The 26,534-nt window shown below is 60.5% G+C and carries 21 protein-coding genes; 9 read left to right on the top strand and 12 right to left on the bottom strand.

Translation table 11 applies throughout. The features are described from left to right. Positions 1-96 precede the first annotated feature (96 nt). Positions 97-1,020: an N-acetylmuramic acid 6-phosphate etherase gene (locus CWM54_RS04270; protein WP_100696112.1), complete on the bottom strand. Its 924-nt coding sequence runs from the start codon at positions 1,018-1,020 to the stop codon at positions 97-99. 373 nt (positions 1,021-1,393) lie between these two features. Here CWM54_RS04270 and CWM54_RS04265 point away from each other — a divergent pair, with 373 nt between their 5' ends. Both CWM54_RS04265 and dcuR read left to right on the top strand, forming a co-directional pair. Further along, complete coding sequence (locus CWM54_RS04265) at positions 1,394-3,010, top strand: sensor histidine kinase (protein WP_100680137.1); 1,617 nt, start codon at positions 1,394-1,396, stop codon at positions 3,008-3,010. Further along, entirely contained in the window at positions 3,007-3,726 is a 720-nt protein-coding gene (dcuR, locus tag CWM54_RS04260) for a two-component system response regulator DcuR (protein ID WP_008805043.1), read from the top strand. Before CWM54_RS04265 ends, dcuR begins: the two co-directional genes overlap by 4 nt. On the opposite strand, the gene CWM54_RS04255 is transcribed toward dcuR, so the two are convergent. Beyond that, entirely contained in the window at positions 3,707-4,657 is a 951-nt protein-coding gene (locus CWM54_RS04255; protein ID WP_100696109.1) for an FAD:protein FMN transferase, read from the bottom strand. The two genes, dcuR and CWM54_RS04255, sit on opposite strands and share 20 nt — an antisense overlap. A 65-nt stretch (positions 4,658-4,722) precedes the next feature. Further along, entirely contained in the window at positions 4,723-7,500 is a 2,778-nt protein-coding gene (locus tag CWM54_RS04250; RefSeq protein ID WP_100696107.1) for a flavocytochrome c, read from the bottom strand. A gap of 641 nt (positions 7,501-8,141) precedes the next feature. On the opposite strand from CWM54_RS04250, the gene CWM54_RS04240 reads away from it, so the two are divergent. The 3 genes from CWM54_RS04240 (at position 8,142) to CWM54_RS04230 (ending at position 13,141) form a co-directional block, all read left to right on the top strand. Continuing rightward, positions 8,142-9,653, top strand: coding sequence for an anion permease (locus tag CWM54_RS04240; RefSeq protein WP_012968326.1), 1,512 nt, complete (start codon positions 8,142-8,144; stop codon positions 9,651-9,653). 54 nt (positions 9,654-9,707) lie between these two features. Continuing rightward, positions 9,708-11,360: a class I fumarate hydratase FumA gene (gene fumA / locus CWM54_RS04235; RefSeq protein WP_100696105.1), complete on the top strand. Its 1,653-nt coding sequence runs from the start codon at positions 9,708-9,710 to the stop codon at positions 11,358-11,360. A gap of 164 nt (positions 11,361-11,524) precedes the next feature. Then, the gene (locus CWM54_RS04230; RefSeq protein ID WP_165785880.1) at positions 11,525-13,141 is read left to right on the top strand and encodes a mechanosensitive ion channel family protein; all 1,617 of its coding nucleotides are present in this window, start codon (positions 11,525-11,527) and stop codon (positions 13,139-13,141) included. A 1,003-nt stretch (positions 13,142-14,144) separates the two neighbouring features. Here CWM54_RS04230 and pcaC read toward each other — a convergent pair. The 6 genes from pcaC to CWM54_RS04190 are packed head-to-tail and all read right to left on the bottom strand — an operon-like array spanning position 14,145 to position 19,209. Next, positions 14,145-14,534, bottom strand: a complete 390-nt coding sequence (gene pcaC, locus CWM54_RS04215; protein WP_100696102.1) for a 4-carboxymuconolactone decarboxylase — start codon at positions 14,532-14,534, stop codon at positions 14,145-14,147. After that, positions 14,524-15,291, bottom strand: a complete 768-nt coding sequence (pcaD, locus tag CWM54_RS04210) for a 3-oxoadipate enol-lactonase (RefSeq protein WP_100696100.1) — start codon at positions 15,289-15,291, stop codon at positions 14,524-14,526. The genes pcaC and pcaD overlap by 11 nt, the downstream gene beginning before the upstream one ends. After that, on the bottom strand, positions 15,281-16,633 hold the full coding sequence (locus CWM54_RS04205) for a 3-carboxy-cis,cis-muconate cycloisomerase (protein ID WP_100696099.1): 1,353 nt from the start codon (positions 16,631-16,633) through the stop codon (positions 15,281-15,283). Before CWM54_RS04205 ends, pcaD begins: the two co-directional genes overlap by 11 nt. Before the next feature lie 9 nt (positions 16,634-16,642). Further along, positions 16,643-17,845 carry a 3-oxoadipyl-CoA thiolase gene (gene pcaF, locus CWM54_RS04200; RefSeq protein ID WP_100696097.1) on the bottom strand — a complete coding sequence of 401 codons (1,203 nt, stop codon included), beginning with the start codon at positions 17,843-17,845 and terminating at the stop codon, positions 16,643-16,645. Between the two features lie 10 nt (positions 17,846-17,855). Continuing rightward, complete coding sequence (locus CWM54_RS04195; protein WP_061154726.1) at positions 17,856-18,512, bottom strand: 3-oxoacid CoA-transferase subunit B; 657 nt, start codon at positions 18,510-18,512, stop codon at positions 17,856-17,858. 10 nt (positions 18,513-18,522) lie between these two features. Then, positions 18,523-19,209, bottom strand: a complete 687-nt coding sequence (locus CWM54_RS04190; RefSeq protein ID WP_100696095.1) for a 3-oxoacid CoA-transferase subunit A — start codon at positions 19,207-19,209, stop codon at positions 18,523-18,525. Positions 19,210-19,378: 169 nt separating this feature from the next. Here CWM54_RS04190 and CWM54_RS04185 point away from each other — a divergent pair, with 169 nt between their 5' ends. After that, complete coding sequence (locus CWM54_RS04185) at positions 19,379-20,185, top strand: IclR family transcriptional regulator C-terminal domain-containing protein (RefSeq protein WP_061154728.1); 807 nt, start codon at positions 19,379-19,381, stop codon at positions 20,183-20,185. Here the strand turns inward: CWM54_RS04185 and smrA are convergent. Further along, positions 20,182-20,745, bottom strand: coding sequence for a DNA endonuclease SmrA (smrA, locus tag CWM54_RS04180; RefSeq protein WP_061154729.1), 564 nt, complete (start codon positions 20,743-20,745; stop codon positions 20,182-20,184). The two genes, CWM54_RS04185 and smrA, sit on opposite strands and share 4 nt — an antisense overlap. Before the next feature lie 101 nt (positions 20,746-20,846). Further along, positions 20,847-21,755: a LysR family transcriptional regulator gene (locus tag CWM54_RS04175; protein ID WP_061154730.1), complete on the bottom strand. Its 909-nt coding sequence runs from the start codon at positions 21,753-21,755 to the stop codon at positions 20,847-20,849. Between the two features lie 166 nt (positions 21,756-21,921). On the opposite strand from CWM54_RS04175, the gene CWM54_RS04170 reads away from it, so the two are divergent. The 3 genes from CWM54_RS04170 (at position 21,922) to abgT (ending at position 26,327) form a co-directional block, all read left to right on the top strand. Continuing rightward, the gene (locus CWM54_RS04170) at positions 21,922-23,232 is read left to right on the top strand and encodes a M20 family metallo-hydrolase (RefSeq protein ID WP_100696093.1); all 1,311 of its coding nucleotides are present in this window, start codon (positions 21,922-21,924) and stop codon (positions 23,230-23,232) included. Beyond that, positions 23,232-24,677 carry a M20 family metallopeptidase gene (locus tag CWM54_RS04165; RefSeq protein ID WP_100696091.1) on the top strand — a complete coding sequence of 482 codons (1,446 nt, stop codon included), beginning with the start codon at positions 23,232-23,234 and terminating at the stop codon, positions 24,675-24,677. Before CWM54_RS04170 ends, CWM54_RS04165 begins: the two co-directional genes overlap by 1 nt. Positions 24,678-24,800: 123 nt before the next feature. Then, positions 24,801-26,327 (top strand): p-aminobenzoyl-glutamate transporter, encoded by a 1,527-nt coding sequence (gene abgT / locus CWM54_RS04160; RefSeq protein WP_100696089.1) that lies wholly within the window; start codon positions 24,801-24,803, stop codon positions 26,325-26,327. Between the two features lie 32 nt (positions 26,328-26,359). Here the strand turns inward: abgT and CWM54_RS04155 are convergent, their stop codons facing one another. Continuing rightward, the gene (locus CWM54_RS04155; protein WP_061154734.1) at positions 26,360-26,518 is read right to left on the bottom strand and encodes a hypothetical protein; all 159 of its coding nucleotides are present in this window, start codon (positions 26,516-26,518) and stop codon (positions 26,360-26,362) included. Between the last annotated feature and the right edge of the window lie 16 nt (positions 26,519-26,534).

Here is a 26,534-nt window from a genome sequence, read left to right as displayed (position 1 = left end):
TTCAGCCTGATTGCTGAGAAAAATAAAAAAAAGAGAGATTTTTTTAGTTAATAAAGTCCAGGCGCGTACGACAATCGCGCGCGCCTGGCAGAGGGGTTAATGGGCGGGAGTGGCCGTGCTGCTGCGCTGTGCTTCGCGCAGAGCAAGACGCAGATGATCGTGATGTTCCCTCAGCAGCTCGCGCGCGTGCCAGGCATCCAGCCCGCTGAGCAGCATCAGGATCGCGGTGCGACAATGCTGATGGCAGCTGGCCAGTACCGCTTTTGCTTCACTGCGCGTGCAGTCGGTGGCCGCCATGACAATCGCTATCTGCCGCTCCGCCCAGTGCGAATTGTCAGCCTGCACGTCCACCCGCAGATTGCTGTACACCCGACCGTCACGGATGGCGAGCCCGGTCGTCAACATGTTGACGATCTGCCGCTGGGCCAGTTGAGCCTTCGGATTGGCTAAGCCCGACACTGCCTCCGGCCCGGTCTGTGGGGCAATAATGATATCCGCCAGTTGCGCCGCCTCGCTGGCCGCCTGCTGAGTGACGACAGCGATAGGGGCCCCCAGCGACCAGGCGTGGCGCATCGCGCCCCACACCCATGGCGTCTTGCCGCTGACGGTCAACGCCAGCAGCATATCGTGGTTGGAAAAGTCCAGCGACTGCAGTTCAAAGGCGCCCAGGTCATAATGGTTTGCCGCGGTTTCCCGCTCGGCCATCGCCGCCGTCTGCCCACCGGCAATCAGTCCCACCAGCGCGTGTTTGCCTTCCGGCGAATAGTCACTGACCGCCTCGATGGCCGTCCGGCCTGACGCCCCGGCGCCGATAATGACCAGGCGCCCTCCCCGGCCCATCGTCGCGGTGGCGACATCAATCAGCCGGGCGATGTCCGGCAGGCAGGCGCCGACCGCCTCCGATATCTGCTTATCATCCTGATGCAGCATCGCCAGCATGTCGGCCGTGGCGAGACGATCGATGTGAGTGGTATCCGGGTGACGGCGGGCCTGCATTGCAGCGGTTAGCGAACTGTTCATAACAACCTCCATTTACAACAGAAAAAGCGCATCTCGGCGTAATCAGCGGCCTGATGCATATCCTTATATTCATCATGCCTATTTAATCTATGTCGCCACTATAAGGGCATTCTTCCGCACTTTACCGCCGTCGGGGTCACAGTTTACTGTCCCAACTGCCCCGTCAGGGGGCGATTGCCGGTTATCTGAGCAATCCTGTCTTACGCGTCATCTTCGCCGCCCGCCGGCATGGCCAGCCAGAAGGATTGCTGACCGGGCATGTGAAACGGTTTACGCATCGGCTAGATCGCCTCGATTTGCTTTGATTACACGGCTTTATGAAAACCGTCCTATCGGCGATAATATGCCTTCACTGAATCTATCCGGGATCGTCATGAAGGCATCAGAGCAGCAGCCTCGCGTTCGTCAACGCACCTTACCGTTAAAGCTGAGCACCGCCGTATCCTTGATGATTGGCAGCGTCATCGGCGCCGTGCTCCTGCTGGTCTATGCCCTGTGGTATATGCAGATAAGCAATGCCACCCGCGACGGTTTGAAAGAGACCGCGCTGGCGGTGGCGCGCACCATGGCTGATATGCCGCAGGTGAAGCGCGGACTGGAGGCGCCCCCGCAGCAGCAGATCATTCAGCCGCTGGCGCAGGCCATCACCCGGCGCAACGACCTGCTGTACGCTATCGTCACCGATATGCACGGTATTCGCTATTCGCATCCGGATACCTCCATCATCGGTAAGCGGTTTATCGGCCGGGATATCCTGCCCACGCTGCAGGGAAAAGAGAACGTTGCCATTAACCACGGCGTGCTGGCCCCGGCGCTGCGGGTGTTCACCCCGGTGTTCAACGACCAGCGCCAGCAAATTGGCGTGGTGGTGGTCGGCATTTCGCTGAGTAAAGTGGACGAACAGATCGCCAACAGCCGCTGGGACGTGCTGCTGACCATCCTGTTCAGCGCGCTGGTCTGCGCGCTGGGCACCTGGAGCCTGGTGCGGGGCCTGAAGCGCGTCCTGCTGGGGCTGGAGCCGCAGGAGATTTCCACCCAGTTTCAACAGCGTCAGGCCATGCTTCACGCCCTGAAGGAGGGCGTCGTTGCCGTCGATGCCCACGGCGAAGTCAATTTGATCAACCCGGCGGCGCAGGAGATCCTCTTTTCCGGGCCGGACAAAACCCTGGCCCACACGCCGCTGCTCGCCGACCTGCAGACCGTCTTGCAGAGCGGCGAGCCGATGTACGACCGCGAGCTGGGATGCAATGGCCTGTTGCTGATCGGCAATACGGTGCCCATTCGCAGCCAGGAAGCGGTAGTCGGCGCCATCTGTACCTTCCGCGATAAGACCGAGGTGAGCCAGCTGCTGCAGCGGCTGGACGGCATGATGAGCTATGTGGATGCCCTGCGCACCACCTCCCATGAATTTATGAATAAACTGCACGTGATCCTCGGCCTGCTGAATATGAAAAGCTATGGCAAGCTCGAGGAATACGTGCTGCAGACCGCCCACCGCTATCAGGCGGACATCGGCGACATTCAGCACCGCATTAAATCCCCGGTGGTGGCCGGCTTCCTGATAAGTAAAATTCAGCGCGCCACCGAGTGCGGCTTTACGCTAACGCTGGCGGAAGAGAGCCTGGTGCCGGATTGCCCGAATGAGAAGCAGGTCACGGTGCTGGTGACGGTGCTGGGCAATCTTATCGAGAACGCGCTGGACGCCATGAGCGGCCAGGCGGAGGGTGAGATCGGCCTGCTGCTGCACTACCAGGACGGCTGGCTAAGCGGTGAAGTGAGCGATGACGGACCGGGGATCCCGGAAAATAATATCGACGCTATCTTTAACAAAGGCTTCTCCACCAAAGGCGAGAATCGTGGCGTCGGGCTGTTTCTCGCCAACCAGCAGCTGCGCGAACTGGGCGGCACCCTCGCCGTCGAGTCGGAACCCGGCGTATTTACCCAATTTTTTGTTCATCTCCCCTGGGATAGTAAAAGGAAACATGCGTGATAAATGTGTTGATTGTTGACGATGATGCGATGGTGGCCGAACTGAATCGCCTGTACGTGGCAAGAGTTCCCGGCTTTCGTTGCAGCGGGAGCGCTTCGACGCTCAGTCAGGCCCAGGAGATGATTAACGATAAGCAGCGGGAGATCGATCTGGTGCTGCTGGATGTCTACATGCAACAGGACAGCGGGCTGGATCTACTGCCGACCATCCGCGAGTCGGGGCGCGCTATTGACGTCATCATGATCACCTCGGCGGCAGACGCCGCCACGGTACAGACCGCGATGCATTACGGGGTGGTTGATTACCTGATCAAACCTTTCCAGTTTCCGCGCTTTGAAGAGGCGCTCACCACCTGGCGGGAGAAGCGTAAACTGATGACCGGCCAGCCGTATTACGAACAGGCCGACGTCGACCGTCTGCTGCACGGCGGCGCGCCGGAGGCCAGCGACGCGCGCAAGCTGCCCAAGGGGCTAACCGCGCAAACGCTGCGTACGCTCTGCCAGTGGATTGACGCCCATCCGGACGTCGAATTCTCTACCGATGAGCTGGCGGCGGCCGTGAATATCTCCCGCGTCTCGTGCCGCAAGTATCTGATTTGGTTGGCGCAGATCAATATCCTCTACACCACTATCCACTACGGCGCTACCGGGCGACCGGTCTATCGCTACCGCCTGGTCGCCGAACAATACAGTTTGCTTAAGCAGTACAGTCAATAACCTGATAGCCGCTGTCCAGCGGCGCAAAACGCAGCCGCTGCGGCGATGAGAGAATGATGTCGCGATTTTTGGTGACGAAAATCGCGTCGATATCCTCACGCTGACGCAGTGCTGCGCAGCCCTTCTCTACGCCGAGGCCAAACAGCAGCGTAGTCCAGATATCGCCGTCTAAAGAATCCGTGGAAATCACCGTCACGCTGTCGAGTTCGTTATCCAGCGGATAACCGCTACGCGGGTCGAGAATATGGTGCCAGCGTTTGCCGTCCTGCTCAAAGTAACGTTCATAGGTTCCGGAAGTGACCACCGACTGCCCGTTGATCGTCAGGGAGCCGATCAGCGCCTGCGCGTCGGCAAACGGTTTTTTCAGGCCAATGGTCCATTCGCCGAGGGTGTGCACATTGCCGCCGAGGTTAATCAGCGCTTTCTCGACCTGCTGCTGACGCAAATAATCGCGTATCCGGTCAGCGATATAGCCTTTGGCGATCGCCCCGAGATCCAGCTCCATCCCCGGCTGCTGGAGAAACACGCTACAGGTTGCCTCATCAAGGACAACCTCCTGCGGGCGGGTCAGCGCCAGCCGGGCCCTGATATCAGCCGCGTCAGGCACGCTGTGCCCGTGAAAGCCAATTCGCCACAGCTTCACCAGCGGGCCGATGGCAAGGTTAAAGGCGCTGTCGCGCACCATGCTGGCGGCTTTGGCGCACTGAATCAGCTGAAAGACCGGGCGACTGACCGTGACCGGATGGCGCCCGGCGGCATGGTTGATATCCATCACCTGCGACTCGGCGCGGTTAACGGTAAGCAGATCTTCGTAGCGTTTAATTAACTGAAATACGCGGGAGGCCAGCGCCTCATCGTGGGAGTAAAGTTTGAGCAGGATGGGCGAGCCCATCAACACGGCGGAGTAGCTATAGACGCGGTTATCGGACATCGGGCTCTCCTTAGAAGGGATAAGCCGGGCGGCGAAAGCACCAGCCCGGCATCAGCAATTACCTGTTATCCTCTGGCACGTTTCGCCGCCTGGTGGCCCGCGAGGGTACCGAAGATGATGATATCCGCGACCGCGTTACCGCCGATGCGGTTACCGCCGTGGATCCCGCCCACCACTTCACCGGCGGCGTAGGCGCCGCGGATCGGCTGCTGGTCAACATTCAGCACTTCGCCATCGGTGTTAATGGTCACGCCGCCCATGGTGTGGTGCACCCCGGGGGCGATGCGAATGGCATGGAACGGGCCTTCGTTAATCGGCGCGCGCAGCGCGGTGGTCCGGCCAAACTGTTCATCATGCTGTTTTTCCACTGCCCCGTTGTAGCACTCGAGGGTGGCGAGGAAGGCATGGTAATCCATCCCCAGTTTCTCCGCCAGTTCACGTGGCGAGCTGGCGCTGGTGACGAAACCTTTGGCGATGTACTCATCGGCAGCTTTGTTTTTCGCCCGCACATGCTCGTCAAAGACAATGTACGCATAGTGTTCCGGCAGGGCGATAATCGCCGCCGAGACTTTATCGCGGGTCTCCATTTCGTTAAAGAAGCGGTTCCCCTGCTGGTTAACAAGAATAGCGCCGCCGCCGCGAATCGATTCGGAAATCAGGTACGAGGTCTGCTGTTCGACGGTAGGGTGAATCTGAATTTCGCCCATATCCACGGTGCCGGCGCCGATGCGTTCCAGCAGCGCGATACCGCTCCCGGTCGCCCCTTTGTGGTTGGTGGTCACGAAACCGTCGAGGTCCGGACGATACTTCACCACCATCGCGCTGTTGGCACTGAAGCCGCCGGTGGCCACTACGATGCTTTTGGTCTGCACTTCGATGACTTCTTTCTCGTCGTTGACCAGACGTACACCGCTCACCTCATCCCCGCGCATCAGGATCTCTTCCACCGAGGTATCCAGCAGGACGTCGATGCCGCGTTTGGTGATGTTGCGCACCAGGCCGCTAATCAGATAGCCGCCGACCGCTGACCCGTCGCGCGGACGGTGGGTACGGTCAATGCTCATCCCACCGGTGGTGGTGATGTCGTTGAGCATAATGCCGCGGTCCGCCAGCCACTCAATGGCTTGCGGCGCATTCTCCACGAAGCGACGCAGCAGCTGCGGGTTGTTTTTGTTGTGGCCGCCCTTCAGGGTTTCCTGATAGAACAACTCTTTACTATCCTGAATACCTTTGACCCGCTGGAAGCGAGTTTCCGCGGCGTTCATCCCGGCGGAAGCCTTGATGGTGTTGCCACCAATGGTCGGCATTTTTTCGACGATCAGCACGCTGGCGCCTTCGTCGTGAGCCTGAATAGCTGCCGCCAGGCCGGCGCCGCCGCTGCCGACCACCACCACGTCATAACTTTTCGGCGCGGCGTCATTGCCGCCCTCTTCCGCTGCCAGCGCTTTGCTGGATTTCAGCATCGCTTTGGCGACCGCTTTTTTCACCGCTTCGCTCTGGCTGGTGGCACCGGAAATGGCGTCCACGTGCGGGGTATTGGCGGTCAGAATACGTTCGCGGATCTCTTCGAAGCTGGTGGTGAACTCGACGGTCTGCACCGGGCTCGCCGCCAGTTCGATATCGGCAATATGATCATTTTCGAGGCTGACGTTGATCACCAGTTCATTGGTGTCATCCTGAACGGTTTCAACAAACATCCCCGGCTTAAATTTGGCGTCGCCCATGCTCATGTCGCGGATCATCGCTTCCACCAGCGAGAAGCGCCACAGCGGTTCCGGAATATGCAGCGCCTCGCGCTGGGTGCTGTCGATAAACAGCTCCAGCTCTTCACCGGCGGCAATGCGTGCCGCCCAGTCCGGATAGGCGATGCAGGCGCGACCCACGGCGATCAGGTCATAACCGTGATCGAGGCCCAGTTCGGCATCAGCAACGTTAACCACCCCGCCGACGCCCATCACCGGCACCTGGGCCAGGGTTTCAGAGCGCATCGCGCAGTATTTCTCGATCAGCGGTGTCGGATCGCGGGTATCGACGATAGACGGACGCAGGGTCGCGCCCACCGAGAAGTGCAGATAATCGACACCGCGGGCGGCCAGCTTTTCCAGCAGATACATGGTGTCGTCGAAGCGGATCCCCGGGACCTCCATCTCTTCCGGCGAGAAGCGATAGCCGATGATAAAGGCATCGTCAGCGTACTGGCGGGCCATTTTGTGGGTGATGTCGAGGACCGCCAGCGGGAAACGAGCGCGATTGTCGCGGCTACCGCCCCACTCGTCGTCGCGCTGGTTGGAGTTCGGCGAATAGAACTGCTGGATAAGATAGGTGTTGGCCCCATGGATTTCGACGCCGTCGAAACCGGCGAGAATGGCGCGACGGACGCCGTCCCCAAACTTGGCGATCATCCCTTCCACTTCTTCTCCGCTCAGCGCCCGCGGCATCGCGGCGCCCTCACGCGGCGCGGCAATAGCGCTTGGCGCCACCGGCTGACGCCCCCCGATCAGCTGCGGGTCGACCATGCGTCCGCCGTGATAGATCTGCAGAATCGCTTTTGAACCTTGCGCTTTGATCGCCTCGGCGATTTTCGCCAGGCCGGCAATTTTTTCATCATTATCGATGCCGATCGCGCCCGGGAAGGCCAGGCCGTAGTCATCAATAAAGCAGCACTCGACAATAATGGTGCCGATGCTGCCGGCGCGAGCGCGATAGTACTCCACCAGCTCGCTGGTGACAGTCCCATCGAAATAACCGGTGCAGGTGGTCATCGGCGCCATGAGCAAACGGTTTTTCAGCTCCGTACCATTTGGTAAAGTAAATGGCTGCAGAATTCGTTCGTTACTGGTCATAAGTTACGCTCCAGATTTTAAAATATTAAAAACTCAGAATGGGGTGACGGAATCATTAATGGTTTTGGTTTTTTAATTCCTGTTGTCATGCCAATAATATAGCGTGTTTTTTAGTTACTAAATCAATTACGTTAGTTATAAAACTATTTAACCCCAACAATAACATCACTACCTCTATTGTATTATTAAAATAATAAATAACATTTACATAATACAAATGTACGATAACATTTTAGATACTTATGTTAACATTCAAAACGATTGCAGCGAAAAATAAAAGCATTCACTTTCATGTAGTTATGTAAGTAATGAATAAATTAAGCATTAATTGTTCATTTTTATTTTAACATTTATCGATATTTTAGCAAAATTAACACCTCATCACATAGGGTTATACTGATAATAAAAAAATAGTGAAATCACCTGCTTTTCTTGATCTCGATCAATTGCAACGGCCATTGAAAGCGCAATATATAAATAACCAACAAATTTAATTTAACGCCTAGACAAACGCGTTAAATAATCGCCCTGACGATACTCAGAAACGAAAAATAAAAACTAAAGTAACTTTTGTAATTAAAGAAATCACTGAGCATGTCGCTGGCGTAAACGCTATTTTCAACAACTTGCAGATACTCATTATGAAAGAGAAAAAGACAACCATACCGCCTGCCGGTGCAGTCAATCCAACGACTGCGACTAAAAAACGTCTCCTGATGATGGCGCTGCCGATAATCGTCGCTGTGCTGTTACTGTTTGTTCCCGTCCCCGATGGCCTGCCGCCGTATGCCTGGCACTACTTCGCCATCTTCGTCGGGGTGATCGTCGGGTTGATTTTTGAACCGCTGCCTGGCGCCGTTATCGGCATCACCGGCGTGGTGGTGATCGCCCTCTGTAGCCAGTGGCTGTTGTTCAGCCCAGAACAGATGGCCGCCCCGAGCTTCAAGCTGGCCGGCGCCTCCTTTAAATGGGCGGTGAGCGGCTTCGGCAACTCCACGGTCTGGCTTATTTTCGGCGCCTTTATGTTCGCTGCCGGCTACGATAAAACCCAGTTTGGCCGCCGCCTGGCACTCATCCTGGTGAAATATCTTGGCCGTCGCAGCCTGACGCTGGGCTACGCCATCACCTTCGCTGACCTGTTACTGGCGCCGTTTACGCCGTCTAACACCGCGCGCAGCGGCGGTACCATCTACCCGATCATTGCCAACCTGCCGCCGCTGTACGGTTCAAAACCAAACGACCCGAGCGCGCGTAAAATCGGTTCCTATCTGATGTGGGTGGCGATCACCGCCGCCTGTATCACCAGCTCGATGTTCCTGTCGGCGCTGGCACCGAACCTGCTGGCCCTGGCGCTGGTAAAAAGCATCGTCGGCATCAACATTTCGTGGGGGACCTGGTTCATCGCCTTCCTGCCGCTCGGTGTCCTGCTGATCCTGACCATGCCGCTGCTGGCGTACTGGTTCTATCCGCCGGAAGTGAAAATCAATAATGAAGTGCCGCTGTGGGCCGCACGTGAGCTGGAAAAACTGGGCAAACTGTCGCGCAATGAAATTCTGCTGCTGGTGTTCGTCTGCTTCGCGCTGATGATGTGGATCTTCGCCGCCGACTGGATTGAACCGGCGCTGGCCGCCCTGCTGGTTATCGTGCTGATGCTGTGGACCGGTGTGCTCTCCTGGAGCGACATCACCAACAACAAAGCGGCGTGGAACACCTTTGTCTGGTTTGCCACCCTGGTGGCACTGGCCGACGGCCTCTCCTCCACCGGTTTCATCGCCTGGTTGGGTAAAGAGGGCGGCGCGCTGATGGGCGGTATCTCCCCAGGCGTGGCGACCATCGTCCTGCTGCTGGCGTTCTACCTGCTGCACTACCTGTTTGCCAGCACCACCGCCCACACCACTGCCCTGCTGCCGGCCATGCTGACTATTGCGGCCACCATTCCGGGTATGAATATGGAAGTGTTCGTCCTGCTGATGGTCACCTCGCTGGGCGTAATGGGGATTATCACCCCGTACGGTACTGGCCCAAGCCCAATCTACTACGGCAGCGGCTACCTGCCGACCAAAGACTACTGGCGCCTCGGCACCATCTTTGGCGCCATCTTCCTGGCCGCCCTGCTGCTGATTGGCTATCCGTGGATGTCCATGATGTTCTGATTCATAACCGCCGGGACCACCCCGGCGGTTTTTATCTTTATGGAGTAAGTGACTATGTCGACTAAACCGTTTGTTTATCAGGATCCGTTCCCGCTGGCGCACGACGATACCGAATACTATCTGCTCAGCAAAGAGCACGTCTCTGTCGCCGAATTTGAAGGCCAGCCGGTTCTGAAAGTAGAACCGCAGGCGCTGACCCTGCTCGCCCAGCAGGCCTTCCACGACGCCGCCTTTATGCTGCGCGTCTCTCATCAACAGCAGGTCGCGGCCATTCTGCTCGACCCGGAAGCCAGCGAAAACGACAAATACGTGGCGTTACAGTTCCTGCGCAACTCCGAAATCGCCGCCAAAGGTATTCTGCCGACCTGTCAGGATACCGGCACCGCCATCATCATGGGTAAAAAAGGCCAGCGCGTCTGGACCGGCGGAGGTGATGAAGCCGCCCTGGCGCAGGGTGTGTACAACACCTATACCGAAGATAACCTGCGTTACTCGCAGAACGCGCCGCTGGATATGTATAAAGAGGTCAACACCGGCACCAACCTGCCGGCGCAGATCGATCTCTACAGCGTCGACGGTGAAGAGTATAAGTTCCTGTGTATGGCGAAAGGCGGCGGTTCCGCCAACAAAACCTATCTCTATCAGGAAACCAAAGCGCTGATCACCCCGGCGAAGCTGAAAAACTATCTGGTTGAGAAGATGCGCACCCTCGGTACGGCCGCCTGCCCGCCATACCACATCGCGTTTGTGATCGGCGGCACCTCGGCAGAAGCGACGCTGAAGACCGTGAAGCTGGCGTCCACCCGCTACTACGACGGCCTGCCAACCGAAGGCAACGAGCACGGCCAGGCGTTCCGCGATGTGCAGCTGGAGCAGGAATTGCTGCTGGAAGCGCAGAACCTCGGCCTCGGCGCGCAGTTCGGCGGGAAATACTTCGCTCACGATATCCGGGTGATCCGTCTGCCACGCCACGGCGCCTCCTGTCCGATCGGCATGGGCGTCTCCTGCTCCGCTGACCGCAACATCAAAGCGAAAATCAACCGCGACGGCATCTGGATCGAGAAGCTGGAGAGCAATCCGGGGAAATATATCCCTGAGCACCTGCGTCAGCAGGGTGAAGGCAATGTCGTCAGCATCAACCTGAATCAGCCGATGAGTGAGATCCTGACGCAACTGTCGGCGCACCCGGTCTCCACCCGCCTGAGCCTCAACGGCACCATCATCGTGGCCCGCGACATCGCCCACGCCAAGCTAAAAGAGCTTATTGATAACGGCGAGGCGCTGCCGCAGTACGTGAAAGATCACCCGATCTACTACGCGGGCCCGGCGAAGACGCCGACCGGTTATGCCTCCGGCTCCCTCGGTCCGACCACCGCAGGCCGCATGGACTCTTATGTCGATCTGCTGCAGTCGCACGGCGCGAGCATGGTAATGCTGGCGAAAGGCAACCGCAGCCAGCAGGTGACCGATGCCTGCCATAAACACGGCGGCTTCTACCTCGGCAGCATCGGCGGCCCGGCAGCCGTGCTTGCCCAGCAGAGCATTAAGAGCCTCGAGTGCGTGGCCTATCCGGAACTGGGGATGGAAGCCATCTGGAAGATCGAAGTGGAAGATTTCCCGGCGTTCATCCTTGTTGATGATAAAGGTAACGACTTCTTCCAGCAGATCCAGAATAAGCAGTGCGCCGGCTGTAAACAGCACGGCTAACGCTCACTTCTGACGCTGATATCAGGCCGTCGCCGTTTGGGCGACGGCTTTTTTTATGCCCACGCCGCGCCAACTTGAATTCATTTCGCGCCAGGCTATGCTCAACTACAAGCCGTCCGTTGTTTGCTGAAAAATAACAATAATTCTCTTTCTCAGGTGCCTCTATGAACAGGATGAGCGTGGTGATCCTCTGGGCGCTGGCGCTGCTGGTGCTAAAGCCGGCGCTGGCTGCCGAACCGCGGCAGCAGCCAACCGCGCGCGAGCAGGCACGCACGGTCACCGTTTTCCACCAACCTGTCGTCATGTTGCAGGCTACTTTCGGCCAGACCACGCCCGAAGAGCGCGTCCTGCGTACCCGCAGCGCCCTGCGCGCCTTTACTGAAGACGATATTCGCCAGCCGCTGCGGGTCGTTGCGGTCAACCGCTATGGTCAGCCAGGCCGGCTGTTCCTGATGAACGGCAAACCGGTGCTGCTGCTGAGCCAGGCGGATCTCGACGAGGGCGATGATCTAACCCTCGACCAGGCGGCCCAGCGGGTGCTGGCGCGAATGGAGGCCCAGCGCACCAGCCTGCAGGAACAGTTCAACCACCGCTATCTGCTGCTCTCCGCCGGCAAAGCGCTGGCCGGGGGGCTGCTGCTGGCACTGTTTTATTACGGCGCCTTCCGCGCCTGGCGGCGGGTGCGGCGCTTTTTCCACCTGCGTATCCTCGAAAAGCGCAGCGCTATCCCGCAGCACTGGCGGCGCTATCTCGGCAATATTGAGGTCCGGCTCTACGCCGTGCTGGTCATCCTTATCGGCGTGCTGGCCTGTTATATCTGGTTGAGCTGGGTCTTCAGCCTGTTTCCCTGGACACGGGTGTGGAGTGAATCGCTGGGCGACTGGTCGCTGGGCGTGATCCGCGATCTCTCCCTGTCGATTGTCGCCTCCCTGCCGGGGCTGATGATTGTGGTACTGATTTTCCTGATCACCTGGCTCATCATTCGCCTGGTGAAAGTCGCTCTCGACCAGGTCGCCGCCGGCCGCATTCAGGTGCCGGGCATCCATCCGGAAACTGTCAGCGCCACCCGCCGGTTGATCTCGGTGGTCATCTGGCTGTTTGCCCTGTCCGCCGCCTACCCGTTCCTCCCCGGCGCCAACTCCCTCGCCTTCAAAGGCATTAGCGTGTTCTTCGGCCTGATGCTGACTCTCGGGTCGACCGGGGTGATGACCCATGCGATGAGTGGCCTGGTGCTGATCTACTCCCGGGCGCTGCGCAAAGGCGACTGGATCCGCCTCGCCGACAATGAGGGACAGGTCAGCGAGATTGGCGTGCTGGCGACCAAAATTCTCACCCGTGAAAATTACATTGTCACCGTCCCGAACGCGGTGGTGGTGAGCGGGAAAATTATTAATCTCAGCGCCGAGAGCACCGACGGCGGGTTCAATCTCACCACCAGCGTCACCATCGGCTACGATACGCCGTGGCGTCAGGTTCATGCGCTGCTGGAGCTGGCGGCAAGACGCACCCCTGGGGTGGATCAACAAATCGCCCCAGTGGTGCGTAAGCTGGGGTTGCTTGACTGGTACACCTCGTATGAACTGCAGGTGCGCTTGCTCCCCGCGACGTCGTTGCCGGAGGGCCGCAACGCGTTGCATAGCAGTATTATTGATGTGTTTAACGAATTCGGCGTGCAGATTATGTCGCCGAACTTTGTGATGCAGCCCAAGGCGGCGGTGGTGGTGCCGCAGGAGGCCTGGTACGCCGCCCCAGCCGTCGCGCCGCAGGAGCCTGAGAAATAAGGGATAATATAGCGGCATGTCCGCCGGGTGGCGGCTGCGCCTTACCCGGCCTGGGGTTCGTGCGGCCTGCCGTTAATTTATTCACCATTGTTGCTGAAACTGCCGGTGCTGACGGCCTCAAAATCGCTGAGACGTTCCCGGAAGGCCGGGGCAGCCCGCATGGATGCGGGCTGAGGGCCGTGTCTTGCAGGGACGCTGCCTCGGCCCGACCCGCAGCCTGCAGGGATAAGTCGAAGGCACCACGCAGTGGCGATTTTGCTGGCCGGAGCCCGGGGGTACAGGGGGCGGCGGCGACTGGCCGCCCCCTGTGCGCTCCCTGCGCCATAAGAGACATAACGCAGAAGATCAACCGGGAGCGCAATCTGCCCGGAATTAACATAGAAGTTGTAGCCCTGCCAAACGTTGTGGCCCTGCCAAACATAGTACGAACAGGGACATTTCCGCTTGTGCCGTTATTTCGCCGGATGGCGGCTGCGCCTTACCCGGCCTGGGGTTCGTGCGACCTGTCACTCATTTACCCACTTGCGCGACTGAAACTGCCGGTGCTGGCGGCCTCAAAATCGCTGAGACGTTCCCGGCAGGCCGGGGCAGCCCGCATGGATGCGGGCTGAGGGCCGTGTTTTGCAGGGACGCTGCCTCGGCCCGACCCGCAGCCTGCAGGGATAAGTCGAAGGTACCACGCAGTGGCGATTTTGCTGGCCGGAGCCCGGGGGTACAGGGGGCGGCGGCGACTGGCCGCCCCCTGTGCGCTCCCTGCGCCATAAGAGACATAACGCAGAAGATCAACCGGGAGCGCAATCTGCCCGGAATTAACATAGAAGTTGTAGCCCTGCCAAACGTTGTAGCCCTGCCAAACATAGTACGAACAGGGACATTTCCGCTTGTGCCGTTATTTCGCCGGGTGGCGGCTGCGCCTTACCCGGCCTACGGGGTCTACAGGCGATCTTCGCTTCCCAGGCCCGGCAAGCGCAGTGCCGCCGGGCAATCCGACTCGGACGACGACTCAACCCTGCGCGGCGTCGATGTCATCAAACACCTGCTGCGCCAGATGCATCGTGGCATTCGCCGCCGGCAGCCCACAGTACAGCGCAGAGTGCATGATCAACTCTTTCAGCTCATCACGGGTCACCCCGTTGTTAAACGACGCGCGCAGATGCATCTTCAGCTCCGCCTCGCGATTGAGAGCGATCAGCATGGCAATGGTGATCATGCTGCGGGTATGGTGATCGAGCCCCGGACGCGTCCAGGTCTCGCCCCAGGCGTAGCGGGTAATAAAGTTCTGAAACTCATCATTCAACGGCGTCAGATGCTGCAGCGTACGGTCGACGTGGGCGTCGCCTAATACTTTGCGCCGTACCGCCATCCCGTCCTGATAGCGCTGTTTATCCTCCATGGCGTTCCCCCTGGAAAAAGCTCAGCAGCGCCGAAGTAAAGCTTTTCGGCGCCTCAATGTTTGACAGATGCGATGCCGCCAGCACCACCACCTGGGAAGCGGGGATCTGCTGCTGCAGGAAGCTGGCGTCACTGACCGTAGTGACAGGGTCACTTTCACCGGCGATAATTAACGTCGGCAGCGGGATCTGCCCTACTTCGCCCCGCAGGTCGGCCGCGGCCAGCGCCTCACAGCAGGCGGCATAGCCTTCGGCGTCGGTATGGGTTAACTGGTGGCATAGCGCCTCCACCACTTCCGGCGCCTTCTGGCGAAATGCATGAGTGAACCAGCGATCCGCCGCCCCGGCGGCCACCACCGTCATTCCCTCCTGGCGTACCGCCCGCGCCCGCGACAGCCAACTGGCCTGATCGCCAATACGCGCCGCGGTGTTGGCGACAGCCAGACCATAAAAACGCTCTGGCGCAAAGCGTCCCAGCCACAGGCCGGTCAGACCGCCCATTGAGATCCCGCAGAACCAGGCGCGGTCGATATTCAGGTGATCGAGCAGCGTAATCACATCCTCACCCAGCTGGGCGAGGGTGACTTTGCCATTTTTCGTCGTATTACCGTGACCGTGGGTGTCATAGCGCAGCACCCGAAAATGGGCGGTTAACGCCTCGATCTGCGGCTGCCACATCGCCCGGGTGGTGCCCAGCGAGTTGGAGAGGACGATAACCGGCGCGCCCTCCGGCCCGTCGAGTTGATAATCAAGATTCATCACGTTGCTCCTGATAACGCGCCAGCACCTGGCGCACAAAGCGTTCGGCGCTGCCGGTCGCCGTTGCCGGGTCCAGCAGCGTGGTTAAGCGTTCACGAGAGAGATACTGACTGACCTGTGGGTCAGCCGCGAGCAGATCGACCAGCGGAGAGTGACGGTCCAGCGCCTGACGGCACAGTGCCTCGATATGATGATGCGCCTCGGCTTTGCCGATGAATTCCGCCAGCGCCAGGGTCACCGCCTCAGCCATGATCAGCCCATGGGTGATATCGAGATCGGCGCGCATTTTCTGCGGGAAGACCTGCATATCGCGCACCAGCGCTTCACTTTGCACCAGCGCCCCACCCACCAGGGTAATCAGCTCCGGCAGCGTCTCCCACTCCGCCTGCCAGCCGCCCAGCGCCCGCTCGTGCTGCTGGAGTTGGCTGGCGTAGAGGGTCGCCATCAGCCCCGGCGTACGCTGGGCGGCGGTCAGGATCGCCGCGCAGGCCACCGGATTGCGCTTATGCGGCATCGTCGATGAGCCGCCGCGGCCTTCCGCCACCGGCTCGCCGACCTCAGCCACTTCGGTCTGCATCAGCAGGGAGAAGTCGTTAGCGAATTTCCCCAGGGTTCCGCAGACACCGGCAAACCAGGCGCCCGCCTCCAGCAGCCGATCGCGCTGGCTGTGCCACGGGGTATCCGGCAGCGACAGACCGAGGATCTGCGCCAGCGTCTGGCCAACCGCCGGCCCTTTCTCTTTTAGCGCGTCCAGAGTGCCCGCGGCGCCGCCAAACTGCAGCACCAGCAGCCGCGGACGCATCTCGCGCAGCCGCTGCTGCCAGCGCAGGAGCGCGTCGAGGGTGCCCGCCAGCTTCAGGCCAAAGGTCACCGGCAGCGCATGCTGCATCCAGGTCCGACCCGGCATGACAGTATCGCGATAACGATCCGCCTGGGGAGCCAGGGCAGCCAACAGTTGCTCAAGCAAGGTCTCAGCGGCATCCAGCGCCCCGCGTAGCTGGAGCACCAGTCCGGTGTCGATGGCGTCCTGACTGGTGGCTCCCCAGTGGACGTAACGTGCGGCGTTCGGATCTCGTGCTTTTACCTGCGCCGTCAGCTGTTTCACCAGCGGGATCGCCAGGTTACCGGCCCCCACCGCCGCCTCGCCCAGCGCGGCAAAATCGATGGTCTCGTGGCGGCAGGCCGCGACAATCGGCCCGACCGCTTCCGGCGGCACCATCCCGCAGGCGGCCTGCGCCTGCGCCAGCGCCGCTTCAAAATCCAGCATGCCCTGCACCCGCTGCGCGTCGCTGAACCAGTCGGTCAGCGGACTGCTGCGCAGCATTGGGGTCAACAAACTCATTCTGGCTCCTTAAACACGTTCAATAATCAGGGCAATCCCCTGTCCGACGCCGATGCACATGGTGCACAGGGCGTAGCGGCCGCCGGTCCGTCTCAGCTGATAAGCCGCGGTCATCGCCAGCCGGCCGCCGGAGGCGCCGAGCGGGTGGCCCAGCGCGATCGCCCCGCCGTTAGGGTTAACGTGGGCGGCATCATCCGGTAAGCCCAAATCACGGGTCACCGCCAGCGCCTGAGCGGCGAAGGCCTCATTCAGCTCGATGACATCCATCTGGGCTAATGTCAGGCCGGTCTGCGCCAGCACCTTACGCACCGCGGGCGCCGGGCCAAAGCCCATGATCCGCGGCGCAACACCCGCCGTCGCCACGCCGACCACCCGGGCCAGCGGTTGAAGATCGTGAGCCGCCAGCGCCGTCTCGCTGGCCAGCAGCAGCGCACAGGCGCCATCGTTAACGCCGGAGGCGTTACCGGCGGTGACGCTGCCGTCGGCGCGCACCACGCCGCGCAGTTTAGCCAGCGCCTCCAGCGAGGTACTGCGCGGGTGTTCATCGCGGCTAAACAGCAGTGGCTCGCCTTTGCGCTGCGGCACCTGGACGGCAATCAGCTCATCGGCGAAACGCCCCGCCTCCTGCGCCGCGGCGGTACGCAGTTGACTGCGTAAGGCGAACGCGTCCTGATCGGCACGGGAAATGGCAAACTCATCGGCGACGTTTTCCGCCGTTTCCGGCATGGAATGCACGCCGTACAGGGCTTTCATCTGCGGGTTAATAAAGCGCCAGCCGATGGTGGTATCCTCCATCTGCATGCTGCGGCTAAAGGCGCTCTCCGCTTTCCCCATCACAAACGGCGCGCGGGACATGCTCTCCACGCCGCCAGCGATCATCAGCTGCGTCTCGCCGCTTTTAATCGCCCGCGCCGCGACGCCGATCGCATCGAGGCTGGAACCGCACAGGCGGTTGATGGTGCTCCCGGGCACGCTCTCCGGCAGCCCGGCCAGCAGCAGCGCCATCCGCGCCACGTTGCGGTTATCTTCCCCGGCCTGGTTGGCGCAGCCAAAGATCACATCGTCAATGCGCGAGGGATCCAGTCCCGGGTTACGCGCCAGCAGGGCTTTCAATGGCAGCGCCGCGAGGTCGTCGGCGCGCATCGTCGCCAGGGTACCACCGAAACGGCCAAAGGGTGTACGCACCGCATCACAGATAAATGCCTGATTCATCATAGGTTCCTTACGCGCTTTCCGCCAGTTGTTCAAAGGTCAGCGCCACCGGAGTGATGCGCTGCAGCTCTTCAAAAGAGAGACCGTTAAAGATTTCACGTACCACCGGGCCGCGGTCGGTGATGTCGATCACCGCCAGGTCGGTATAGATCCGGCTGACGCAGCCGACGCCAGTCAGCGGGTAGCTGCACTGCTCCACCAGCTTGCACTCGCCGTCACGGGTCAGGTGGTCCATCATCACGAACACCTGGCGGGCGCCGATGGCCAGATCCATCGCTCCGCCAACGGCCGGGATCGCATCCGGCGCACCGGTGCTCCAGTTCGCGAGGTCGCCGCTGGCGGAGACCTGATAGGCCCCCAGCACGCAGATATCGAGATGGCCGCCGCGCATCATGGCGAAGGAGTCGCCGTGGTGGAAATAGCAGCCGCCCTGCAGGAGGGTGACATACTCTTTACCGGCATTGATCAGCTCGGGATCTTCTTCCCCGGGCTGCGGTTTCGGCCCCATCCCCAACAGGCCGTTTTCGCTGTGCAGGAACACTTCTTTGTCGGCGGGCAGGTAATTGGCAATGCGGGTCGGCAGGCCGATACCGAGGTTGACGTAAGCGCCTTCGGGAATATCGCGGGCCACGCGCTGGGCCATTTCGTCACGGGTCAGTTTTTGCATCTCGGGCTCCTCAGGCGCGTTGTGTGGCAGTCAGGTTTTCCAGCGAGAAGACACGCTGGACGAAAATGCCGGGGGTGATGATAGTTTCCGGGTCGAGGTCGCCCAGCGGCACCAGCTGCGAGACCTCTACGATGGTGGTTTTCGCCGCCGTCGCCATGATCGGGCCAAAGTTGCGCGCCGCCTTGCGATAGACCAGGTTGCCCCAGCGGTCGCCCTGATGGGCCTTAATCAGCGCGAAATCGGCTTTGATCGGATACTCCAGCACGTAGTGACGACCGTCGATTTCCCGCGTCTCCTTGCCTTCCGCCAGCGGTGTGCCGTAGCCGGTGGGGGTAAACACGGCCCCCAGCCCGGCGCCAGCCGCCTGGATCCGCGCCGCGAGGTTACCCTGCGGCACCAGCTCCAGCTCCACTTTGCCGCGGCGATAGAGGTCATCGAAAATCTGGGAATCCACCTGGCGCGGGAAGGAACAAATCATCTTGCGTACTCGCCCGGCCTTGAGCAGCGCCGCGAGACCTACTTCCCCGTTGCCGGCATTGTTATTAATGATGGTCAGGTCGCGGGCGCCCTGGTCAATCAGGGCGTCAATCAGAAAGGTCGGCTGGCCGGCGGGACCAAAGCCGCCGATCATAATAGTCGCCCCGTCGTGGATCCCGGCGATGGCCTCGCTCAGCGTCGATACGCTTTTATCAATCATCAGGTCGCTCCAGTGATGTGCGGTAATCGCACTTTTATTCGTTGTTCGCACAAAATGTGACCCGCTTAACGATGTCGGTCAAGGGCGATAATCGAAATATGGTGCGATAATCGAACATCGGTTATCTTTAGCGAAAGAATGTGATCGATGGCAAATATGGGGAACAGAAATGGACAAGCATCCAGACGATTTACTGACCGGCGACGGCGATCCGTTTAAAGGCGATCCTAACTTTATGGCCTCCCTGGCGCGGGGTCTGGAGGTGATTCAGGCGTTCACGCCGCAGCGGCCCCTGCTGTCTATCTCGCAGATCAGCCAGAAGACCGGCATTCCGCGCGCGGCGGTGCGCCGCTGCCTGTATACCCTGAGCAAGCTGGGGTTCGTGTATGCCGAAGACGGTAAGAATTTCCAGCTGCGACCGCGGATCCTGGCGCTGGGCCACGCCTGGCTGGCCTCGACGCCACTGGCGCGTTCGGCGCAGCCGGTGCTGCGACATCTGAGCGAAATGCTCAATGAGTCCTGCTCCATCGCCACCCTCGACGGGGACGATATTCTGTATATCGCCCGCGCCTCCAGCTCGCGGATTATGACCATCGACCTGGATATTGGCAGCCGCCTTCCGGCCTGGGCGACCTCGATGGGCCGGGTGCTGCTCAGCCATCAGCCGGAGGAGAAGCTCAACGATATGCTGGCTCGGGTGACCATGATCCGCTACACCCCGCAGACGGTGGATTCGGTGGCGAAGCTGCGCACCGAACTGAAACGGATTCACCAGCAGGGGTATGCCCTCAACGATCAGGAACTGGAGATGGGCCTGCGCTCCCTCGCGGTACCGCTGTTCAACGCTCAGGGGCAGGTCCAGGCGGCGCTGAACGTTGGGGTGCATGCGGGCCAGATGTCGGCCCGCGAGATGATCGATCGCGTGCTGCCGGAGCTGCAAAAAGCCGCTCGCGAGCTGACGTTGCTTCTGCGCTAACGACTGCGCTTGGCGTGCTGCTCCCAGGTCTCCTGCTTCGCCTCGGCCGATTTACGCAGCGCGACATAGCAGGCGCCGCTACCGCCATGATGTGGAAGCGCGGTGCAGAAGGCCTGCACCTCCGGCAGCTCTTCCAGCCAGCGCGCCAGATAGCTGCGGATAATATTGGCGTGGGACTGGTCGTCGCGGCCTTTGCCGTGAACGATCAGCACATTGCGTAACCCCTCTTTCTGCGCCTGCACCATAAAGGCGAAGAGCATCTGCCGGCACTGTTCCACCGGCTGGCGCAGCAGGGAGAGGCTCGCCTGCTGGCTGTATTTCCCCCGCCGCAGCTTATCCAGCACGCCGCTCTGCAGCCCTTCACGCTTAAATTCCAGCGACGTGGCGAGCGGCACGATATCGAGATAGCCGGTGGTGAGAAAATTATCCAGTTGCAGGGTATCGACGCGCTGCGGGGCGCGGCTGTTGCGCCCGGGATGCCAGTGCACGTCATTGTTACGTTTCAGAGGCTGGACATCTTCCATGGCGTCAAGAAACAGGGATTTGTCATCAAGGTTCATGGGCTCTCCTCCAGCGGCTGTCGCCAGCTACTATAGCCGCCCCGCGCTCCCCCCTCAACGCGTTTAGCCGCGTTCGCTGGCAAAGTGAGCGCCACGGGCGATTAAGGAAACAATTGTCGGCTCTGGCGGCGAAACAGCGTGATTAACGACGCCGTTAATGGCGTCTGCCGGGTGTCGCGCCGCTGGATCAGAAAATAGGCGGCCGTCGGCAAGACGTCGCGGACAGGGATCATCACCAGCTTGTCCGCCATCAGCGGATCGTTGCCGAGCTCCACCGGCAGGATGCTGAGAAAATCACTTTTCACCACCAGGCTAATGCACGACGAGAAGGTTTCGCAAACAATATCCACCTTAGGCGCCAGCCCGGCCTGATTAAGCCGGTCCTGCAGCTGTTTAAAGTAGCTGCCGCGCGGCGTCGGCATGGTCCAGTGGTGATCCATCAGCTCCCCCAGCGAGGTGGCCTGCGCCGCCGGATGTCCCGCGCGGGCAAACACCGCGAACGGTTTCTCAAACAGTTTCTCAAAGCTGAACTCATGGTCGTACGGCCCGGGGTAATAGGTATTGATGGTGAAATCCAGCTCTCCCTGGCGCAGCTCATTGATCATCGCCAGCAGCTGGCCCTCCATGATCCGCACCTTCACCTGCGGATGCTGCTGATGAAAGCGGCAGATCACCGACGGCATCAGCGACCGGGCGACGCTGGCGCCGAGGCCAATATTAATTTGCCCGGCCTGCTCGCCCTGGCGCTGCAGCAGTTCGTCCTGCGCCGCCCGCAGCTCCTCAAGGATCAAGCTCGCATGTTGGTAAAAGCTTTCGCCGTTTTCGGTCAGCGCCACCCCCTGACTGCGGCGCACGAACAGCTGGGCGGAAAGCCCCTCCTCCAGCTCTTTAATCGCTTTGGTCAGGGCCGGCTGCGAGACCGCCAGCGCCCGGCTGGCGCCGCGAATACTCCCTTCCCGGGCCACTTCGACGAAGGCGCGGATATGATGAAATTTAATCTGAAATGCCATGCTTTAGGTGATAACCATTGTTTATCAGACAGAAGAAAATCACATCTACTGTAATCCATCAGGCTGTGGCAGGTTAAGTGGGGTACGGCCTGTAAAACGTAAGTGATAAACAAAAGCTATCACATCGTGAACGCCGTCACACTTTTTACTTATGACAGGATGAGCTATGCCGCAACTTGATGAATACCTCCACCAGCTGGCGCCGGCCATGACCGAATGGCGCCGTGATTTTCACCTGCACGCGGAATCCGGCTGGCTGGAATTCCGCACCGCCAGCAAGGTGGCGGAGATCCTCGACGGGCTCGGCTATCAGCTGGCGCTGGGGCGCGACGTCATCGATGCCGATAGCCGGATGGGGCTGCCGGACGAGGAGGCCCTGGCCCAGGCTTTCGAACGCGCCCGCGAACAGGGGGCGCCGGAACGCTGGTTACCGGCGTTTGAAGGCGGTTTCGCCGGCGTGGTCGCCACACTCGACACCGGGCGGCCCGGCCCAACACTGGCCTTTCGCGTCGATATGGATGCCCTTGACCTCAACGAACAGCACGACGACAGCCACCGCCCCCATCGCGACCATTTCGCCTCCTGCAACGCCGGCATGATGCACGCCTGCGGCCATGACGGCCATACCGCCATCGGGCTGGGTCTGGCGCATGTCCTGAAGCAGTATGCCGCGCAGCTCAACGGGGTAATTAAGCTGATTTTCCAGCCCGCTGAAGAGGGCACCCGCGGCGCCCGGGCGATGGTGGCCGCCGGCGTGGTGGATGACGTGGATTATTTCACGGCGATCCATATCGGGACCGGCGTGCCGGTGGGCACCGTGGTGTGCGGCGGCGACAACTTTATGGCCACCACTAAATTCGACGTGCAGTTTAGCGGCGTGGCCGCCCACGCCGGCGGCAAGCCCGAGGATGGGCGCAACGCGTTGCTGGCCGCCGCCCAGGCCGCTCTTGGCCTGCACGCCATCCCGCCGCACAGCGCCGGCGCCTCGCGGGTCAACGTCGGGGTGATGCAGGCCGGTACCGGGCGCAACGTGGTGCCCTCTTCCGCGCTGTTAAAAGTGGAAACCCGCGGCGAAAGCGAAGCCATTAACCAGTACGTGTTCGAGCGGGCGCAGCATGTCGTCGCCGGGGCGGCGGCGATGTACGAAGCCCGCTACGAACTGCGCATGATGGGCGCAGCGACCGCCAGCGCACCGTCGCCGGCGTGGGTGGACTATCTGCGCGAACAGGCCGCCCGGGTGCCCGGCGTGCAACAGGCGGTGGATCGCATCGCCGCCCCGGCGGGCTCGGAAGACGCCACCCTGATGATGGCCCGGGTCCAGGCGCGCGGCGGCCTCGCCTCGTACATGATCTTCGGCACCGAACTGAGCGCCGGTCACCACAACGAGAAATTTGACTTCGACGAGAGCGTCATGGTGATAGCGGTAGAAACCCTGGCGCGCATCGCGCTTAACTTTCCCTGGCAGCGGGGGGTGTGATGGGATCCATTTTTACGTTTGTGGACGAGGTGATTGAGACGCGACGCGAGGCGTACTGTGCCATCGCCGATGACATCTGGGATCACCCGGAGACCCGCTTTGAGGAGTTCTGGTCCGCCCAACGCCTGGCGGACGCGCTGGAAGCGGAAGGTTTCCAGCTCACCCGCGATGCAGGAGGGATCCCGAATGCTTTTATCGCCAGCGTCGGCGAAGGCCAACCGGTCATTGCCCTGCTGGGCGAATTTGACGCGCTGGCGGGTCTCAGTCAGCAGGCCCATTGCGCGGAGCCAATGTCGTTGACGCCGGGGGCAAACGGCCACGGCTGTGGGCACAATCTGCTCGGTACGGCGGCATTCGCCGCGGCGGTCGCCGCCAAAGCCTGGCTGCAACAGCATGGCGGCGCGGGCACGCTGCGCTTCTATGGTTGTCCCGGCGAGGAAGGCGGATCGGGAAAAACCTTTATGGTGCGCGAAGGGTTGTTTGATGATGTCGATGCGGCGCTGACCTGGCATCCGGAAGCCTGGGCCGGGATGTTCAGCACCCGCACCCTCGCCAATATTCAGGCGGCATGGCGTTTTACCGGCACCGCCGCCCACGCTGCGAATTCGCCGCACCTGGGCCGGAGCGCGCTGGATGCCGTCACCCTGATGACCACCGGCAGCAACTTCCTCAATGAACATATTATCGAGAAGGCGCGGGTCCATTATGCCATTACCGATACCGGCGGTGTCTCGCCCAACGTAGTGCAGGCTCAGGCGGAAGTGCTGTATCTGATCCGCGCGCCGGAGATGGCCGACGCGGAGCAGATCTTCGCCCGCATCGAGAAGATTGCTCAGGGGGCCGCGCTGATGACCGAGACCCAGGTCAGCTGCCGCTTTGAAAAAGCCTGCTCCAGCTATCTGCCCAACCGCACGCTTGAGGCGGCGATGTATCAGGCGATCTGTCATTACGGTACCCCCGACTGGAGCGACGAGGAGCGCGCCTTTGCCGCGGCGATCCGCGCTACCCTCTGCGCCAACGATATTAACAACAGCCTGAACAATATTGCCGGCACCAGTGGGGAGGAAGGCAAAACGTTCGCTCGTCGCCACCGCGACACGCTGCTGATTGATGAGGTGGCGCCCTGGGCGGCCACGGATAACGTCCTCGCCGGCTCCACTGACGTCGGCGATGTCAGCAGGAAAGCGCCGGTGGCTCAGTGCTTCAGCCCGTGCTTCGCGGTGGGAACCCCGCTGCACAGCTGGCAGCTGGTGAGCCAGGGCAGAACCTCCATTGCCCATAAAGGGATGTTGCTGGCGGGGAAAGTGCTCGCGGCGACCGCGATCCGTTTATTCAGCGACAGCGCCCTGCTGGCGGCCAGCCAACAAGAACTCAGGCAGGTACTGGCCGAACGCCCCTATCGTTGCCCGATCCCGGCGGAGGTGAGTCCGTCCGCTTTACGATAACCACTTAAGACAGGCTACTCCTGGCCAACGCTGACCGGCATCGCGGCACGCACCGACCATAATAACCGCCGGCAGTACGGGAGCAGGCCTGCCCAACACAACAACGACAACAGAGGAACGCCCATGAGTATGTCATCCATACCGTCGTCTTCCCCCGGCGGAAAGCGCTATGGCTGGGTAGAGAAGATCGGTAACAAAGTCCCGCACCCGTTTTTGCTGTTTATCTATCTTATCGTGGCGCTGATCGTGGCCACGGCGATACTCTCCGCCTTCAACGTCGGGGTGCAGAACCCTACGGACGGTTCACGGGTGGTGGTCAAAAATCTGCTCAGCGTGGAAGGGTTGCACTGGTTTTTGCCCAACGTCATTAAAAACTTCAGCGGTTTCGCGCCGCTGGGGGCGATCCTCGCCCTGGTGCTGGGCGCTGGCTTCGCCGAGCGGGTGGGCCTGTTACCCGCGCTGATGGTGAAGATGGCCTCTCACGTCAGCGCCCGATATGCCAGCTATATGGTGCTGTTTATCGCCTTCTTCAGCCATATCTCTTCTGACGCGGCGCTGGTAATTATGCCGCCGCTGGGCGCGCTGATGTTCCTCGCCGTCGGTCGGCATCCTGTCGCCGGCCTGTTGGCGGCGATTGCCGGCGTGGGCTGCGGCTTTACCGCCAATTTACTGATCGTCACCACCGACGTACTGCTCTCGGGGATCAGCACCGAGGCGGCAAAATCCATCGATGCCTCTTTGCACGTCAGCGTGATCGACAACTGGTACTTTATGGCGACCTCAGTGATCGTTCTGACGCTCGTCGGCGGACTGATCACCGATAAGCTGGTTGAACCGCGGCTGGGCCAGTGGCAAGGCAGTCGTGATGAAAAGCTGCAGACGCTGACGCCCGAGGAGCGTTTCGGCCTGCGCATCGCCGGCGTGGCAACGCTGGTATTCGTGGCGGTCATCGCCCTGATGGTGGTCCCCGAGAACGGTATTCTTCGCGACCCGGTTCAACATACGGTCATGCCCTCGCCGTTTATCAAAGGCATTGTGCCGCTGATTATTTTTTTCTTCTTTGTCGTGTCGCTGGCATACGGCATCGCCACCGGCAAAATTCGCCGCCAGGCCGACCTGCCGCAGCTGATGATTGAGCCGATGAAAGAGATGGCCGGGTTTATCGTGATGGTCTTCCCGCTGGCGCAGTTCGTGGCAATGTTCAACTGGAGCAACATGGGCAAGTTTATGGCCGTCGGTCTGACGGACCTGCTGGAGAGCGCAGGGATGAACGGCGTCCCGGCGTTTGTCGGGCTCGCGCTGCTGTCGGCTTTTCTGTGTATGTTTATCGCCAGCGGCTCGGCCATCTGGTCGATTCTGGCGCCGATCTTCGTGCCGATGTTTATGCTGCTGGGCTTTCACCCGGCCTTTGCGCAGATCCTGTTTCGCATCGCCGATTCATCGGTGCTGCCGCTGGCGCCGGTGTCGCCGTTTGTGCCGCTGTTTCTCGGCTTCCTACAGCGCTACCGGCCGGATGCCCGCCTCGGCACCTACTACTCGCTGGTGCTCCCTTACCCGCTGATTTTTCTCGCCGTCTGGCTGCTGTTGCTGGTGGGCTGGTATCTGGTGGGACTGCCGATCGGCCCGGGCATCTATCCGCGTCTTCCTTAACCCGCTTGCAGGCCAGGGACGGCCGCATAACGTTAACGCGCCCCCTTCGTTTTCACTTTGCTGGCAACATGATCCGCACTGGCGAATTTGTAGAAAAGCGCTTTGTACACCCTTTCAAACACCAGGGTCAGGCCGTGGATCGCTAAGCCGCTGATGATCAATACCAGTACGCCAGTCAGTATAAATTGCATAGCTCCACCTCTGAGT

The organism is Klebsiella sp. D-Nf1, assembly GCF_002810515.1.
Lineage (GTDB): Bacteria > Pseudomonadota > Gammaproteobacteria > Enterobacterales > Enterobacteriaceae > Klebsiella > Klebsiella variicola.
The sequence above is the reverse complement of the archived record's forward strand: the minus strand, read 5'-3'. Positions and strand labels throughout refer to the sequence as shown.